The 14,231-nt window shown below is 73.8% G+C and carries 13 protein-coding genes; 7 read left to right on the top strand and 6 right to left on the bottom strand.

The window, feature by feature from the left end; genetic code table 11:
• Nucleotides 1-3: 3 nt before the first annotated feature.
• Nucleotides 4-2,565, top strand: a complete 2,562-nt coding sequence (locus tag CG747_RS01670) for a beta-ketoacyl synthase N-terminal-like domain-containing protein (protein WP_100599772.1) — start codon at nucleotides 4-6, stop codon at nucleotides 2,563-2,565.
• Between the two features lie 88 nt (nucleotides 2,566-2,653).
• Here CG747_RS01670 and CG747_RS01665 read toward each other — a convergent pair whose 3' ends face one another.
• Both CG747_RS01665 and CG747_RS01660 read right to left on the bottom strand, forming a co-directional pair.
• Nucleotides 2,654-3,343 carry a response regulator transcription factor gene (locus CG747_RS01665; RefSeq protein ID WP_100599771.1) on the bottom strand — a complete coding sequence of 230 codons (690 nt, stop codon included), beginning with the start codon at nucleotides 3,341-3,343 and terminating at the stop codon, nucleotides 2,654-2,656.
• Nucleotides 3,340-4,584 carry a sensor histidine kinase gene (locus CG747_RS01660; RefSeq protein ID WP_100599770.1) on the bottom strand — a complete coding sequence of 415 codons (1,245 nt, stop codon included), beginning with the start codon at nucleotides 4,582-4,584 and terminating at the stop codon, nucleotides 3,340-3,342. Before CG747_RS01660 ends, CG747_RS01665 begins: the two co-directional genes overlap by 4 nt.
• A gap of 198 nt (nucleotides 4,585-4,782) precedes the next feature.
• Between CG747_RS01660 and CG747_RS01655 the strand changes: the two genes are divergently transcribed.
• Nucleotides 4,783-5,367: a hypothetical protein gene (locus tag CG747_RS01655; protein WP_100599769.1), complete on the top strand. Its 585-nt coding sequence runs from the start codon at nucleotides 4,783-4,785 to the stop codon at nucleotides 5,365-5,367.
• A 24-nt stretch (nucleotides 5,368-5,391) separates the two neighbouring features.
• Here CG747_RS01655 and CG747_RS01650 read toward each other — a convergent pair whose 3' ends face one another.
• The 3 genes from CG747_RS01650 to CG747_RS01640 are packed head-to-tail and all read right to left on the bottom strand — an operon-like array spanning nucleotide 5,392 to nucleotide 7,575.
• Nucleotides 5,392-5,964, bottom strand: a complete 573-nt coding sequence (locus CG747_RS01650) for a cob(I)yrinic acid a,c-diamide adenosyltransferase (RefSeq protein ID WP_100599768.1) — start codon at nucleotides 5,962-5,964, stop codon at nucleotides 5,392-5,394.
• Nucleotides 5,965-5,974: 10 nt separating this feature from the next.
• Nucleotides 5,975-6,766 (bottom strand): ABC transporter permease, encoded by a 792-nt coding sequence (locus CG747_RS01645; RefSeq protein ID WP_257980169.1) that lies wholly within the window; start codon nucleotides 6,764-6,766, stop codon nucleotides 5,975-5,977.
• 26 nt (nucleotides 6,767-6,792) lie between these two features.
• A complete protein-coding gene (locus CG747_RS01640) occupies nucleotides 6,793-7,575 on the bottom strand; it encodes an ABC transporter ATP-binding protein (RefSeq protein WP_100599766.1) in 783 nt (260 codons plus the stop codon).
• Between the two features lie 80 nt (nucleotides 7,576-7,655).
• Here CG747_RS01640 and CG747_RS01635 point away from each other — a divergent pair, with 80 nt between their 5' ends.
• The 4 genes from CG747_RS01635 to CG747_RS01620 all read left to right on the top strand — a co-directional run bounded on the left by CG747_RS01635 (nucleotide 7,656) and on the right by CG747_RS01620 (nucleotide 12,738).
• Nucleotides 7,656-8,297 carry a TetR/AcrR family transcriptional regulator gene (locus CG747_RS01635; protein ID WP_100599765.1) on the top strand — a complete coding sequence of 214 codons (642 nt, stop codon included), beginning with the start codon at nucleotides 7,656-7,658 and terminating at the stop codon, nucleotides 8,295-8,297.
• A 200-nt stretch (nucleotides 8,298-8,497) separates the two neighbouring features.
• The gene (locus CG747_RS01630) at nucleotides 8,498-9,346 is read left to right on the top strand and encodes a 3-hydroxyacyl-CoA dehydrogenase family protein (RefSeq protein WP_100599764.1); all 849 of its coding nucleotides are present in this window, start codon (nucleotides 8,498-8,500) and stop codon (nucleotides 9,344-9,346) included.
• A gap of 145 nt (nucleotides 9,347-9,491) precedes the next feature.
• Nucleotides 9,492-9,815 (top strand): STAS domain-containing protein, encoded by a 324-nt coding sequence (locus CG747_RS01625; protein ID WP_018536077.1) that lies wholly within the window; start codon nucleotides 9,492-9,494, stop codon nucleotides 9,813-9,815.
• A gap of 277 nt (nucleotides 9,816-10,092) precedes the next feature.
• Nucleotides 10,093-12,738, top strand: coding sequence for an AAA family ATPase (locus CG747_RS01620; protein ID WP_100600055.1), 2,646 nt, complete (start codon nucleotides 10,093-10,095; stop codon nucleotides 12,736-12,738).
• 137 nt (nucleotides 12,739-12,875) lie between these two features.
• On the opposite strand, the gene nucS is transcribed toward CG747_RS01620, so the two are convergent.
• Nucleotides 12,876-13,538: an endonuclease NucS gene (gene nucS / locus CG747_RS01615; protein ID WP_100599763.1), complete on the bottom strand. Its 663-nt coding sequence runs from the start codon at nucleotides 13,536-13,538 to the stop codon at nucleotides 12,876-12,878.
• Between the two features lie 252 nt (nucleotides 13,539-13,790).
• On the opposite strand from nucS, the gene CG747_RS01610 reads away from it, so the two are divergent.
• Nucleotides 13,791-14,183: an SCO5389 family protein gene (locus tag CG747_RS01610; protein ID WP_100599762.1), complete on the top strand. Its 393-nt coding sequence runs from the start codon at nucleotides 13,791-13,793 to the stop codon at nucleotides 14,181-14,183.
• Nucleotides 14,184-14,231: the final 48 nt, after the last annotated feature.

Raw genomic sequence — 14,231 nt, 5'->3', positions numbered from 1 at the left:
CGAATGAACGAGCAGGCGACACAGGCCGAGCAGGACCACCGGCAGACCGAGGCCCGGGAATCGGACATCGCGATCATCGGCCTCGCGTGCCGGTTCCCCGGCGCGGACGGCCCGGACGCGTTCTGGGACGTGCTGAAGGAGGGCCGGGAGACCCTGACCCACTTCACCGAGGAGCAACTGCGCGCGGCCGGGGTGAGCGAGCGGACGCTCGACGATCCCCGCTACGTGCGCGCCGGCCAGGTCCTGCCGCACGCCGACCGGTTCGACGCCGGACTGTTCGGCGTCACCCGGGACGAGGCGGAACTGATCGACCCGCAGCAGCGGCAGTTCCTGGAATGCGCGCTCCAGGCCCTGGAGCAGTCGGGCTACGACCCCGAGCGCACCGACCAGCCGATCGGCGTCTACGCCGGCGTCGGGATGAACACCTACCTGCTGCACAACCTCGCCGAGCGCTACCGGACCGCGACGTCCGTGGACCGCTACCGGATGATGATCACCAACGACAAGGACTTCGCCGCCACCCGGACCTCCTACAAGCTGAACCTGCGCGGCCCGAGCGTCAGCGTCAACACCGCCTGCTCCACCTCGCTGGTCGCCGTCCACCAGGCATGCCTGGCCCTGCTGTCCGGCGACTGCACCATGGCCCTGGCCGGCGCGGCCCACGTCCAGGCCGAGCAGCAGGAGGGCTACCTCCATCAGGACGGCATGATCTTCTCGCCCGACGGCCACTGCCGGGCCTTCGACGCCAAGGCCCAGGGCACGGTGATCGGCAACGGCGTCGGCGTCGTCGTCCTCAAGCGGCTCACCGACGCGCTGGCCGACGGCGACACCGTGCACGCCGTGATCAAGGGCACCGCGGTGAACAACGACGGCGCGGCCAAGACCGGCTACACCGCCCCCAGCGTCGACGGCCAGGCCGCCGTCGTCGCGGAGGCCCAGCAGATCGCCGACTGCCCGCCGCGGACCATCTCCTACGTGGAGGCGCACGGCACCGCCACCCCGCTCGGCGACCCGATCGAAATCGCCGCGCTGAACCAGGCGTTCGGCCGCGACGGCGACCGGCTCGACCGCGAGTCCTGCGTGATCGGCTCGGTCAAGACCAACGTCGGCCACCTCGACACCGCTGCCGGCATGGCCGGTCTGATCAAGACGGTGCTGATGCTGCGCCACCGCACCCTGGTGCCCAGCCTCAACTTCGAGTCGCCCAACCCGGAGATCGACTTCGCGGCGGGGCCGTTCCACGTCGGTGCCGAGACCCGGGAGTGGCCCGCCGGGCCGACCCCGCGCCGGGCCGGGATCAGCTCGTTCGGCATCGGCGGCACCAACGCCCACGTGATCGTCGAGGAGGCCCCCGAACCCCTCGCGGCCGGCACCCCGGCGCCCGCCGCCGCCGGGCCCCGGCTCCTGGTCCTCTCGGCCCGCACCACCACGGCGCTGAACACCGCGACCGCCAACCTCGCCCGGTACCTGCGGCAGCACCGCGACCTCGACCTGGCCGCGGTGGCCCACACCCTGGCGACCGGACGCCGCCGGCACGTCCACCGGCGCGCCCTGGTCGCCACCGACGTCCGGGACGCCGCGCTGACCCTGGCGCTCGGCGACGGGGCCCGGGTGCTGACCGGGGCCCCGGGAGCCGACCGGCCGGTCCTGGTCCTCGGCGCCCCCGCGGGCGCCCCGGCCGGGCACGCCGCCGCACTGTACGAGCAGGTCCCCGCCTTCCGCGCGCACCTCGACCGGTGCGCCGGGGAACTCGGCGCCCCGGACGGCGCCGCCGGACTCCTGGACGGGGACGACCCGTTGTCCGCCTTCGCCGTCCAGTACGCGACCTGGCGGACCCTGGCCGGCTGGGGCGTCGGCGCGGAGGCCGTCGCCGCGGACCGCACGGCCCTGCCCGAAGCCGCCCGCCGGCTCCTGGACGCCGACGGCGCCGCCTCCGCCGTACCGGACGGGCGGCCCGCGCTCGCGCTGCTGCCCGACGGGACGACGGCGGGCGGCGGCACCACCGGCCGGGCGTTCCTGCTGGACCTGCTCGCGCGGCTGTGGACCGCCGGCGAGGACGTCGACTGGCCGGAGGTGCACGGAGACGACCCCGTCCGCCGGGTGCCGCTGCCCACGTACCCCTTCGACCACGAGCGGTACTGGATCGAGCCGCACGGCCGGGAGACCGGCCCGGCCCCGGCCGCGGGCACCCGGCTGCTGGACCGCTTCGAGGGCGCCACGGACGCCGAACGGACGGCCCTGATCACCGAGTTCATCCAGGGGGCGATCGCCGCGGTGGTCGGCAACCCGGATCCGCAGGCGGTGGACCTGGACACCAACCTCTTCGACATGGGTCTGGACTCGCTGATCCTGATCGAGGTCATCGCCAAGCTCAGCGACGAACTCGACCACCCGGTACGGACCTCGGCCTTCGTCGAGTTCCCCACGGTGCGCGCGTTCGTGGCCGATCTCGCCGGGGAGCTGGGCATCCACCCGGAGGACGCCGCACCCGGCGCGGCGGCCGGCGGCCAGGGCCGCGTCTCGCGGCGCGCCCAGCGGGCCGCCGCCCGCCGGTCCACGTCGTGAGGCGGCCCGTCCGGCCACCGGCCGGCGGCTGACCGGACCGCGGCCGCGGACCGCCCGGACCTCCGGAGCGGCCCGCGGCCGCGGCGGCCTACGGCCCCGCCACCCCCAACTCCTGCGCCAGCACCGCCGCCTGGAGCCGGCTGCGCAGCTCCAGCTTGGCCAGCAGCCGGCTGACGTGCGTCTTCACGGTGGCCTCCGCCATCGCCAGCCGCAGCGCGACGTCCGCGTTCGACAGCCCCTCGCCCAGGCACCCCAGCACCTCCCGCTCCCGCGGGGTCAGCACCTCCAGCACCGCCGGGTCCGGGGCCGGGCGGTCCCGCGGCGGCCGCGCGGCCGCCCCCGGCCGGGCGAACTCCGCGATCAGCCGCCGGGTCACCGCCGGTGCGATCAGCCCCTCACCGGCCGCCACCGTGCGCACCGCGGTCAGCAGCGTCGCCGCGTCGCTGTCCTTGAGCAGGAAGCCCGCGGCGCCCGCCCGCAGCGCGCCGAAGACGTAGGCGTCCAGGTCGAAGGTGGTCAGCACCAGGACGTCGGCCAGCCCTTCGGCGGTGATCCGGCGGGTGGCCGAGACCCCGTCCAGCCGGGGCATCTGGATGTCCATCAGCACCAGGTCGGGGCGGAGCGCGCCGGCCAGGCGGACCGCCTCCACGCCGTCCACCGCTTCCCCGACGACCTCGATGTCGGGCGCGGAGCCCAGGATGAGGACCAGCCCGGCCCGTACGGCGGACTGGTCCTCGGCGACCAGGACCCGGATCGGCTGTGCGGCGGCGCCCGTCATCGTCGTCCTTCCTCTCCGGCGGCGGGCAGCGCTGCCCGCACCAGCCAGACCGTGCCGTCCGACCCGTCCGTCGGTCCGGCGTCGAACTCCCCGCCCAGCAGGGCGATCCGCTCCCGCATGCCGACCAGCCCGGCCCCGGAACCGGGCGCGCGGGGGCCCGGCCCGTCGGCGTACGGACTGCGGACGGCGACGCTGAGCGTCCCGGCGGGGTCGTGGGCGATCCGCACCCGGACCTCGCCGGGCGCGGCGTGCTTGAGCGCGTTGGTCAGCGACTCCTGGACGATCCGGTACGCGGCCAGCTCGACCGGTGCCGGCGGCCGCCCGCCGTCCGGACCACCCGAACTGCCCGGACCCGCCGTCCGCCGCGCGTCGTCCAGGACGAACGCCAGGCCGCTGGCGGCGCCGTTCGTCCGGGCCTGTTCGACCAGGGCCTCCAGCCCGTCGAGGGTGGGGGTGGCGGCCGGCTCGTCCCCGGTGGCCTGCGCATCCCGCAACAGCCCGATGAGCCGGCGCATTTCGGCCAGCCCCTGGACGCTGTTCTCACGGATCACACCGAGCGCCGCACGGGTCGCGGCCGGGTCGTCGATGGTCTGTGCGGCGGTGGCGTGGATGGCGATCGCGGACAGGTGGTTGGCGACCAGGTCGTGCAGCTCCCGGGCCATCCGGGCGCGCTCCCCGGCCACCGCCTGGGTCCGGTCCATCTCGGCCAGCAGCGCGGTCTGTTCGGCCCGCAGCCGGGCGGACTGCGCGGCGTCCCGGTGGTTGCGGATCACCAGGCCGGTCCCGGCCGGCGCCACGGTGAGCAACGCGATCCCGATGCCGACCAGCACCACCTGCGGAACGTGCCACACCGCCGCCGTGGCGACCGTGGCCAGCACCGTCAGCACCTCCGAGCACAGCGGGATCCGGCGGACGGCGCCCGGCGGCCCGTACAGCACCGCGGCATAGACCACGTCGGTGAACATCAGGACGGTGGCGACCAGGGTGCCGGTGCAGAAGTCCAGCGCCAGCGCCGGCACCGCCAGGGCCAGCGCGGTCATCGGGGCGGTCCGGCGCAGGAGTTCGGCCGCCGCCATCACGGCCAGCGCGAGCAGCGTCGACGACGCGGGCAGGCCGATCAGCGGCGGGCCGCCCTGCAGGCCCAGCGCCCACAGCAGTACCCCGGTGGCCAGCCCGCCGCCCGCGAGCAGCACGTCGTGCGGATGCGGCCGTCCGAGCGCGGCGAGGGGTCTGGCAGTCACCCCTCCATCCAACACGGCGCCGGCGCCCGGTGCCGTCCCCCGGCGGACCGGGGCGACTACATCGAAAGATGCAGTGCCGGATCGTCACCGGCGACGACGTTCCGGACGCCGCCCGCTGCGAGCCTGAACAGGACCGTTCCGCCCGGTGGGAGCCCCGGAACCGCCCGGGGCGCGGAACGGCGGAAAAGGAGAACTGCTGTGGTCGTCACCCTGATCATCGTCTGCGAGGTCGGCTTCTGGGTGCTGCTCGCCGCCGGTCTGGCACTGCGCTACATGGCGCGGATGCCGAAGACCGGGGCGGCGGTGCTCCTGTTGGAGCCGATGCTGGAACTGGCGCTGCTGATCGTCACGGCGATCGACCTGAAGAACGGCGCCGCCGCGGACTGGAAGCACGGCCTGGCCGCCCTCTACATCGGCTACACCGTCGCCTACGGGCACTACACCCTCACCTGGGCCGACCGGCTCGTCGCGCACCGCTTCGCCGGCGGTCCGCCGCCGGTCAAGCGGTACGGCCTGGACCGCTTCCGGCACGAGGCGAAACTCTGGCTGCGCACGGTCCTGATGGCCGCGGTGGCCGCCGCCCTGCTGCAGGCCGCGATCTGGTACGTCGGCGGTGACGGGGACATCACGTCGCTGCGCAGCTGGCAGGCGATGACCCTGCGGATCGTGGCGATCCACGGCGTGATCGCGCTGACGTACCTCGTCTGGCAGAAGAAGGCCCCCGAGGCCGGGCCCGCGCCGGACGCGGCGCGGACCCGGCACCCGGAGAAGTCCCCGAGGTGAGGCCGTGGTGCGGGGCGGGCCGGCTCAGCGCTCCCCGCCCGGCACCCACAGCACGTCCCCGACCTCCTTGTTCGCCGTCCGGGCGAGGATGAACAGGAGGTCGGAGAGGCGGTTGAGGTAGGTGGCGGTCAGCGGGTTCATGGTGTCGCCGTGCTCCTCCATGGCCGCCCAGGTGGCGCGCTCGGCCCGCCGGACGACGGTGCACGCCTGGTGGAGCAGGGCGGCGCCGGGGGTGCCGCCCGGGAGGATGAAGCTGCGCAGCTTCTCCAGTTCCGCCAGGAAGCGGTCGCAGTCCGCCTCCAGCTTGTCGACGTAGGACTGCTCGACGCGCAGCGGCGGGAACTCCGGGTTCTCGACCACGGGCGTCGACAGGTCGGCACCGACGTCGAAGAGGTCGTTCTGCACCCGCAGCAGCACCGCGGCGACCTCTTCCGGCAGCGAGCCGAGCGCCAGCGCCACGCCGATCGCCGCATTGGCCTCGTTGGCGTCCGCGTACGCGGCGATCCGGGCGTCGGTCTTGGCGGTCCGGCTCATGTCGCCGAGCGCGGTGGTGCCCTTGTCTCCGGTACGGGTGTAGATGCGGGTCAGATTCACCATACGGGTGAGACTACGCCGCGGCCCGGCGGAAGGCCCGGGTGCACAGGGCCATCGCCAGCGCCGCGAACCCGGCCGCGACCAGCGCCCCGCGGAGCACCACCGGCGAGGCGTAGGCGCCGGTGTACGCCGCCCGCACCGCGTCCACGAGGTAGCGCAGCGGCATCAGGTGCGACAGCGCGTCGAGCCAGCCGGGGGCCAGCGCCATCGGCAGCATCAGCCCGGACAGCAGCATCGCCGGCATCGTGACGGCGTTGACCACCGGGCCGAACTCCTGCGGCATCCGCACCTTCATGGCCAGCGCGTACGACAGCGAGGCCAGCGAGACGGCCAGCACGGCGACGAACGCGAACCCCACGAGGATCCCGGCCAGCGGCGCGCGCAACCCCATGACCAGCGCGGCGAGCACCAGCAGCACGGACTGGAACAGCAGCAGCGCGGCGTCCCGGAGCACCCGACCCAGCAGCAGCGCGGCCCGGCTCACGGGCGTCACCCGCATCCGCTCCAGGATCCCGGCCTGCTTCTCCAGGATCAGTCCGAAGCCGCCGAACGAGCCGCCGAACAGGGCGAGTTGAAGCAGCAGTCCGGGCACCAGCACCTGCCAGGAGCTGCCCGCCGATGACAGGGGGAGCCCGGTCAGCAGCGGGCCGAAGAACAGCAGGTAGAGCAGCGGCATCAGTACGCCGAAGAGCATCTGCAGCCGCGAGCGCAGGGTCTGCCGGGCGTACCGCCCGAAGATCAGCGCGGTGTCGGCGAGGAACGCGGACCGGTCGGCGGCGCGGGGCACGGGGGAGGGGCTGGACAAGGGGGTTCTCCTCTACGGCGGTGGGGCTATACGGCGAGGGGGGCGGTGTCCTGGCGCGCGGCGCCCCGCCCGGTGACGGCGAGGAAGGCGTCCTGGAGGGAGGCGTCGGCGGAGCCGGCGTGGGCGCGCTTGAGGGCGTCGGGGGTGTCGTCGGCGACCACCCGCCCCTCGTCGACGATGACCAGCCGGTCGGCGAGCGCGTCGGCCTCGTCGAGGTAGTGGGTGGTCAGGAAGACGGTGGTGCCGTACGCGTCGCGCAGGTGCCGGACCAGGTCCCACAGGTCGGCGCGGCTGCCGGGGTCGAGGCCGGTGGTCGGCTCGTCGAGGAAGAGGACCTCGGGGCGGTGGGTGAGCCCCATCGCGATGTCCAGCCGGCGCCGCTGGCCGCCGGAGAGCGCGGCCGTCCGCCGGTCCAGGAGCCCGCTCAGGCCCAACGCGTCGGCCAACTCCTCGACCCGGTCCACGGCCTGGCGTTTCGTCAGGCGGTAGAGGCGGGCCTGGGTGACCAGTTCCTCGCGGACCGAGAGGTGGGGGTCGACGCCGCCGGACTGGGCGACGTAGCCGGTCGCCCGGCGCACCCCGGCCGGGTCGCGGACCAGGTCGCAGCCGGCGACGGTCGCGGTGCCGCCGGTGGGCGGGAGCAGCGTGGTGAGCATCCGCAGGGTGGTGGTCTTGCCGGCGCCGTTGGGGCCGAGGAAGCCGAGGATCTCGCCGCGTTCGACGGTGAGGTCGATGCCGCGGACGGCGTCGACGGGACCGTTCTTCGTCATGAAGGTCCGGGCCAGGCCGGATGTGCTGAGGACGGGCATGGCCCCAGAAAAACAGAGGCACTGAAAAATTGCAACGCCTCCAAAATTTAATGAAGCCCAGCAAAGGGTAGGGTGGGGCCATGGCAGAGGGACTCAGGGAGCGGAAGAAGCGGCAGACCCGCCAGTACATCTCGGACGTGGCCACCGGGCTGTTCCTGGAGCGCGGCTTCGACGCGGTGACCGTCGCGGAGATCGCCGCCGCGGCCGACGTCTCGGTCAACACGGTCTACAACTACTTCCCGGCGAAGGAAGACCTCTTCATGGACCGGAGCCAGGAGCTGGTCGACCGGCTCTCCCGGTACGTCCGGGGGCGCCCGGCGGGGGAGTCGGCCGCCGCCGCCGTACTGCGCGAGCTGCGCGTGGAGGTGGTGAGCATCTCGCCCAAGGTCGGCCTGATGGAGGGCTACCAGCACTTCATGCGGGTCATCTACGAGTCCGCCGCCCTCCAGGCCCGCATGTGGCACCTCCAACGCCGGCAGTACGAGCACCTGGAGGCCACCCTCCGCGAGGAGACCGACGCCGACGCCGACGACCCGATGCCCCGCCTGATGGCCGGCCAGATCAACTGGGTCCACCAGACCCTGATCGTCACCATCGCCCAGGAGATGATGGCCGGCCGCAACCCCGCGGAGGTCTCCCGCGAGGCGCTCGTCGTCCTGGACGAGATGGAAGAGGTGCTGAGCGAGAAGGTCCTCAACTACGCCGTGCGCGCGGCCCGCTGACGACCTCCCGGGCGCCCGCGGGGCCCGAGGGTGTGATGTCCGTCATGGAAACGGGGCGCCGCGGCCCGAAGGGCCTCGTTGCGGGGCGGCGGTCGGGTGACGGGTGGGAGTGACTCGCATCTCTTCGCCGCCAATCGATCGCCGGTGACCGCTAACGTCACTCACGACCGTCAAATGCACAGGGTGTGAGGGGACAAGCAGTGGCAAAGAAGCTTGCCGTCATCGGCGCCGGACTGATGGGTTCCGGTATCGCGCAGGTCTCGGCCCAGGCGGGCTGGGACGTCGTCCTCCGCGACGTGACGGACGAGGCGCTGGCCCGCGGCAAGGGCGGCATCGCGTCCTCCTTCGAGAAGTTCGTCGCGAAGGGCAAGCTGGAGGCGGCCGCCGCCGAGCAGGCGCTGGCCCGCATCACCACCACCACCGACCTGGAAGCCGTCGCCGACGCGGACGTCGTCGTCGAGGCGGTCTTCGAGAAGATCGAGGTCAAGCGGGAGATCTTCCAGGCGCTGGACAAGCTCGCCAAGGACGACGCGGTGCTGGCCTCCAACACCTCGGCGATCCCGATCACCAAGATCGCCGCGGCCACCTCCCGGCCCGAGCGGGTGGTCGGCACGCACTTCTTCTCGCCGGTGCCGATGATGCAGCTCTGCGAACTGGTGCGCGGCTACAAGACCAGCGACGAAACCCTCGCCACCGCGCGGGAGTTCGCCGAGTCGATCGGCAAGACCTGCGTCGTGGTCAACCGCGACGTCGCCGGCTTCGTCACCACCCGGCTGATCTCGGCGCTGGTCGTCGAGGCCGCCAAGCTCTACGAGTCCGGGGTCGCCAGCGCCGAGGACATCGACATCGCCTGCAAGCTGGGCTTCGGCCACGCCATGGGGCCGCTGGCCACCGCCGACCTGACCGGCGTCGACATCCTGCTGCACGCCACCGAGAACATCTACACCGAGTCCCAGGACGAGAAGTTCGCCCCGCCGGAGGTCATGCGCCGCATGGTGGACGCCGGCGACATCGGCCGCAAGAGCGGACAGGGCTTCTACTCGCACTGACACCGCGTCAGGCTGTACTCCGGCGGGGTCACCCCGCAGGGTGATTTCGGTATCGGTTCGCTTACAAACGGCAACTTCGCCGTACGAGAGGCAGTCAGATCGGTAGACGACAATGCACCACAACCCATGACATCGGGGAGCGCATATGCACATCAGGGGCGACCACGCCGAGCTGGTCGTCGGGGGCCGCCTCGACGTCCGCAGCGCGGCGGACGCCCGTACGGCCCTGCACGCCGCCGTGGACTCCGGCCGAGGTGATCTGGTGCTGGACCTGACCGAGCTGGACTCGTGGGACGCCACCGGCCTCGGCGTGATCATGGGCGTGCACCGCCGGGCCGGCCGCAACAACCGCCGCCTGGTGCTGCGCGGGGTGCCGCCGCAGATGCAGCGGCTCCTGGTCGCCACCCGGCTCCACCGCATCCTCGCGATCGAGGGCGGCATCGAAGCGGAATCGCTTCCCCGGGTGTGAGACGGGGCGCGGCGGGACGTGGCCGCCGCGCCCCGCCGCCGGGTCGGCAAAAACGCCGCAAACCGCACATACCACCTGATCTGCCGGCGTTTCCGTCAAGGTGCCACCCCGCCCGTGCCCCGTGCCGGGGATCGGTCTATGGTTCGGTTGCCCGCCGTGTGCCATCATCCGCGGCGGGGCACCGGACCAGACGCGACGGCTGAGGAGATCCGCCGGAGCCGGGGGAGTGCGGACGGCCGGAAGCACCGACGGCACGCACATCCTGGGAGCTTGCAGCATGGACCCGAACACCCACCCGGGGTCGGAGGAGTACGACCGGCAGGGCGGCCCGGCCGGCCCGCCGGCCCCCGATGCCACCGGCCGACAGAGCGGATCCGGCGGCCTCGCCCGCGTCGTCCGGCTCGTCTCCGGCAACTACCTCGTCACCGTCAACCCGGTCGACGGCTGCGAAATACAGCCCTGCCCGCCCGGTGAGCGCCCCGACCCGCCGACCAGGCTCGACCCGGAGGAACGGGCCGCCGCGGCCCGCGCCGCCCAGCCGCCGGCCCCGGCCGGACCGCTCTCCTTCGCCGGCCACGAGATCCTCCTCGAAGAGCGCTCCGAGGACATCGCCCGACTGATCCGGCTGCTCACCCGCGGCCGCTCGGTCCGCGTCACCGGGCCCGCCGGATCGGGCCGCACCCGGCTCCTGGACGCGGTCGCCGGCGGCGTCGCCGACCTCGCCCCGGACGGCGTGGTCCGGCTCTCCGGCTACCACCGCAGCGTCACCGACGTCCTCTACGCCCTGTTCGCGGCGGTCTACCGGGCCCCGCAGCACCGCCCGGAGCGCCCCGAGCTGCTGCGCCTCCTCGGCGGCATCGGCGCGGTCGTCGTCCTCGACGACCTGGAGTTCGGCGGCGCCGCGCTCGACGAGCTGCTGGAGGCCACCCCCGAGTGCGCCTTCCTCCTGGCCGCCACCCCCGACGTGCCCGCCCCCAGCGCCGACGCCCACGTCGAAGAGGTCTTCGTCGGCGGCATCAGCAAGGACGCCGGCCTGCGGCTGCTGGAGCGCGCCGTGGACCGCCCGCTCACCAAGGACGAGAAGACCTGGGCCGCCGACCTCTGGTTCGAGTCCGAGGGGCTGCCGCTGCGGTTCGTCCAGGCCGCCGCCCTGCTCCGGCAGCGCGACAAGGCCCGGACCGCACCGGGCGCCCTCGACGACGGCTACGGGCTCTTCCCCGAGGACGGCACGGCCGACCGGACGGACCCGGAGCAGCGCCCCGAGAGCCCGCTGCCGGCCCTCGGCGAGACGGCCGCGCCCGCCCCGCTGCTCGCCGAACGCCTCGGCCTCGCCGCCCAGGAGGCCCTCCGCTTCGCGGTCGCCCTGGGCGGCGAACTGCCGCACCAGGCACACCTGCCGGCCCTCACCCAGGACACCCACGCCGACGCCGCCCTCGGTGAACTGCTCGGCTGCGGCCTGATCAGCCCGGTCGGCGGCCACTACCGCCTCGCCGCCACCGTCCAGGACCAGCTGACCGCCGCCGGCTACGCCGAGGACGCCGCAGCCCGGGCGCACACCGCCGCCCAGCACTACGCCTGGTGGGCCGGACACCCCTCGGTCGCCCCCGAGCGGGCCGCCGCCGAGTCCGACGCGGTACTGGCCGCCATGGGCGTGCTGACCGGCAGCCGGGAGAGCGGCCACCCGGCCGCCGCGGTGCTGCTGGCCCGTACCGCCGCCCCCGCGTTCGCCGCGGCGCTGCACTGGAGCGCCTGGGAGCGCAGCCTGCGGCACGGCCAGGAGGCCGCCCGACTGGCCGGCGAGGTCGCCGAGGAGGCGTACTTCCACCACGACCTGGGCGTGCTGGCCCTGTGCAGCGGCAACGTCGACCGGGCGCGCGCCGAACTGGAGGCGTCCATCGGGTTGCGCGGGGTGCTCTCCGACCGCGACGGCGCGATCGCCGGACGGCGGGCCCTCGCCCTGGTCATCGACCGGTCGCGGGCCGCCGCGGCGGACGCGCCGACCACCCTGCTGGCATCCGTCGACCCGGCGGCCGCGGCCGGTGCCGCCGGGGACCCGGCCCACGGCCCGGCCGGCGAGGCGTCGCCCGACGCCGTGTCCACCGCCAAGCTCCAGGCCGTCGCCCGCCCGGAAGGCCCCGCCACCACGGTCACCGCCCGGCCCGCCGCGACCACCGCCGCCATCCCGGTGGCGAAGGCCGCGACGACCGCGAAGCACAGCGCCGGCCGGGCCGCGAAGGCCCCTGGTGGCCCCGCCGGGGGCCTGGGACGCGGCATCCGCCGCACCGGCCGCCGCAACCTCGTCGCCGCCGGCACCGGGGTGCTGCTGGCCGCCGTCCTCGGCACCGTCATCACCCTCGGCATGACCTCCGACAACTCCGACCCGCACGACAACAAGGTCACCACCGAGCAGTCCCCGGCCACCGGGGACGACACCCAGCAGCCGGCGCAGGAGCCCGGTACCGGCTCCGGCCTGCCGCCCACCGGCTCCGGCACCACCCGGCCCGGCACCCCCAGCCACCGGCCCACCACCGCGCCGTCCGCCCCCGGCACCACCGGCGCCCCCACCACCCCGACCGGCGGCCCGACCTCCGGCACCACCACCCCGACCGGCCGGCCCACCTCGCCCACCGGCCGCCCGACCCACCCCACCCACAGCCCGACCAGCAGCCCCACGGACTCCACGCCGCCCGGAAAGCCCACCGACACGCCGCCGAGCCCCACCCCGCCCCAGAAACCCACCGACACCCCGACCGGCCAGCCGCCGACGACGTCCGGAGGCTCCTCCTCCGGCAGCTCCTCGGGCGGCAGCCCGTCCGGCAGCAACTCCGCGGTGGCACCGTCCACCAGCAACGGAACCGCCTCGGACTCCGCACCCGCCTCGTCCGCGCAGTCGGCATCCGGCCAGGGCACCCCCACGGGCTGACGCCCCCGGCGTCCCGTGCGCCCCGCCCGGCACACCCGGCGCGCGCCGGAACACCACGACGGCCCGGTACGGACCACCCGCCGTAAAGGCGGGCGGATCGCGTACCGGGCCGTCGTCGTCCGGCCGGCGCGGCCGGGTCAGAACAGTCGCAGCTTGTCGTCCTCGATGCCGCGCAGCGCGTCGTAGTCCAGCACCACACAGCCGATCCCGCGGTCGGTGGCCAGCACCCGGGCCTGCGGCTTGATCTCCTGAGCTGCGAAGACGCCCTTCACCGGGGCCAGGTGGGGGTCGCGGTTGAGGAGTTCGAGGTAGCGGGTGAGCTGCTCGACGCCGTCGATCTCACCGCGCCGCTTGATCTCGACGGCGACGGTCTGGCCGTCGGCGTCCCGGCACAAGATATCCACCGGGCCAATGGCGGTGGGGTATTCACGCCGAATAAGCGAGTAGCCCTCGCCCAGTGTCTCGATCCGGTCGGCGAGCAGCTCCTGGAGGTGGGCCTCCACGCCGTCCTTGATGAGCCCGGGATCCACTCCGAGCTCGTGGGAGGAGTCGTGCATGATCTCCTCCAGGGTGATGATGAGCTTCTCGCCGCCCTTGTTCTCCACCGTCCAGACGTTGCCGTCGCCCTCCTTGAGGGAGCAGGGCGGGGACATCCAGTTGAGGGGTTTGTAGGCCCGGTCGTCCGCGTGAATGGAGACGGAGCCGTCCGCCTTCACCAGGATGAGGCGGGGGGCGGAGGGCAGATGGGCGGTGAGCCGACCCGCGTAGTCCACGGAGCAGCGGGCGATGACGAGACGCATGGTGCGTCACGCTACTCGAACCGGGGCCGCCGACGCGATTCGCCCCCGCCCCGAGGTCCCTTTACGGCGGAAACCCCCGCACCCCCGGCGCCCGCGCATGGCCGGTTGTATGTGCAATCTCCTGGTGCGGGCCCCTTGCGCGGCATACCGTTGAAGCGGGGGGTCGCGGGGCGAACACGCTCTGTCGCGAATTCCCCTTGTCCCACCCATGAGGCCCCGTCCGTCCCGGCGGGGCCGCGAGAGGAGAACCTCATGTCGCTCGACGTCTCACCGGCCCTCCTCGAACAGGCCGAGCGAGGCGAGGTCGACGAAGCCGCGTTTGTCGACTGCGTCCGGACTTCCCTGCCCTACGCGTGGGGGATGATCAGCTCTCTGGTGGACCGGCTGGTGGCGGACGGCGGAGAGTTCGCCGACAACCAGACCCCGCCGCCGGACGAGCAGGCGCGTGGCCAGCTGCTCCGCGCACTGGCGAGTAACGCCATCCGCGGCTCGCTGGAGCGTCACTTCGGAGTGCGCCTCGCCTTCCAGAACTGCCACCGGGTCGCGGTCTTCCCGCTCGACCCGGCCGTCGACCAGCGGCTGGCCCGCTTCACCTCCATCCGGGGCCAGTTGCTGAACCAGTCGCCCGAACTCCGCGACTGCTGATCGGAGTTGCTGCCGCTGAGCCGGCCGGAGCACCCTCCCCAGCCGCGC

Source organism: Streptomyces sp. CB02959, from assembly GCF_002803155.1.
In the GTDB taxonomy this organism is placed as follows: Bacteria; Actinomycetota; Actinomycetes; order Streptomycetales; family Streptomycetaceae; genus Streptomyces.
This window is presented reverse-complemented; position numbering and strand designations above follow the sequence as displayed.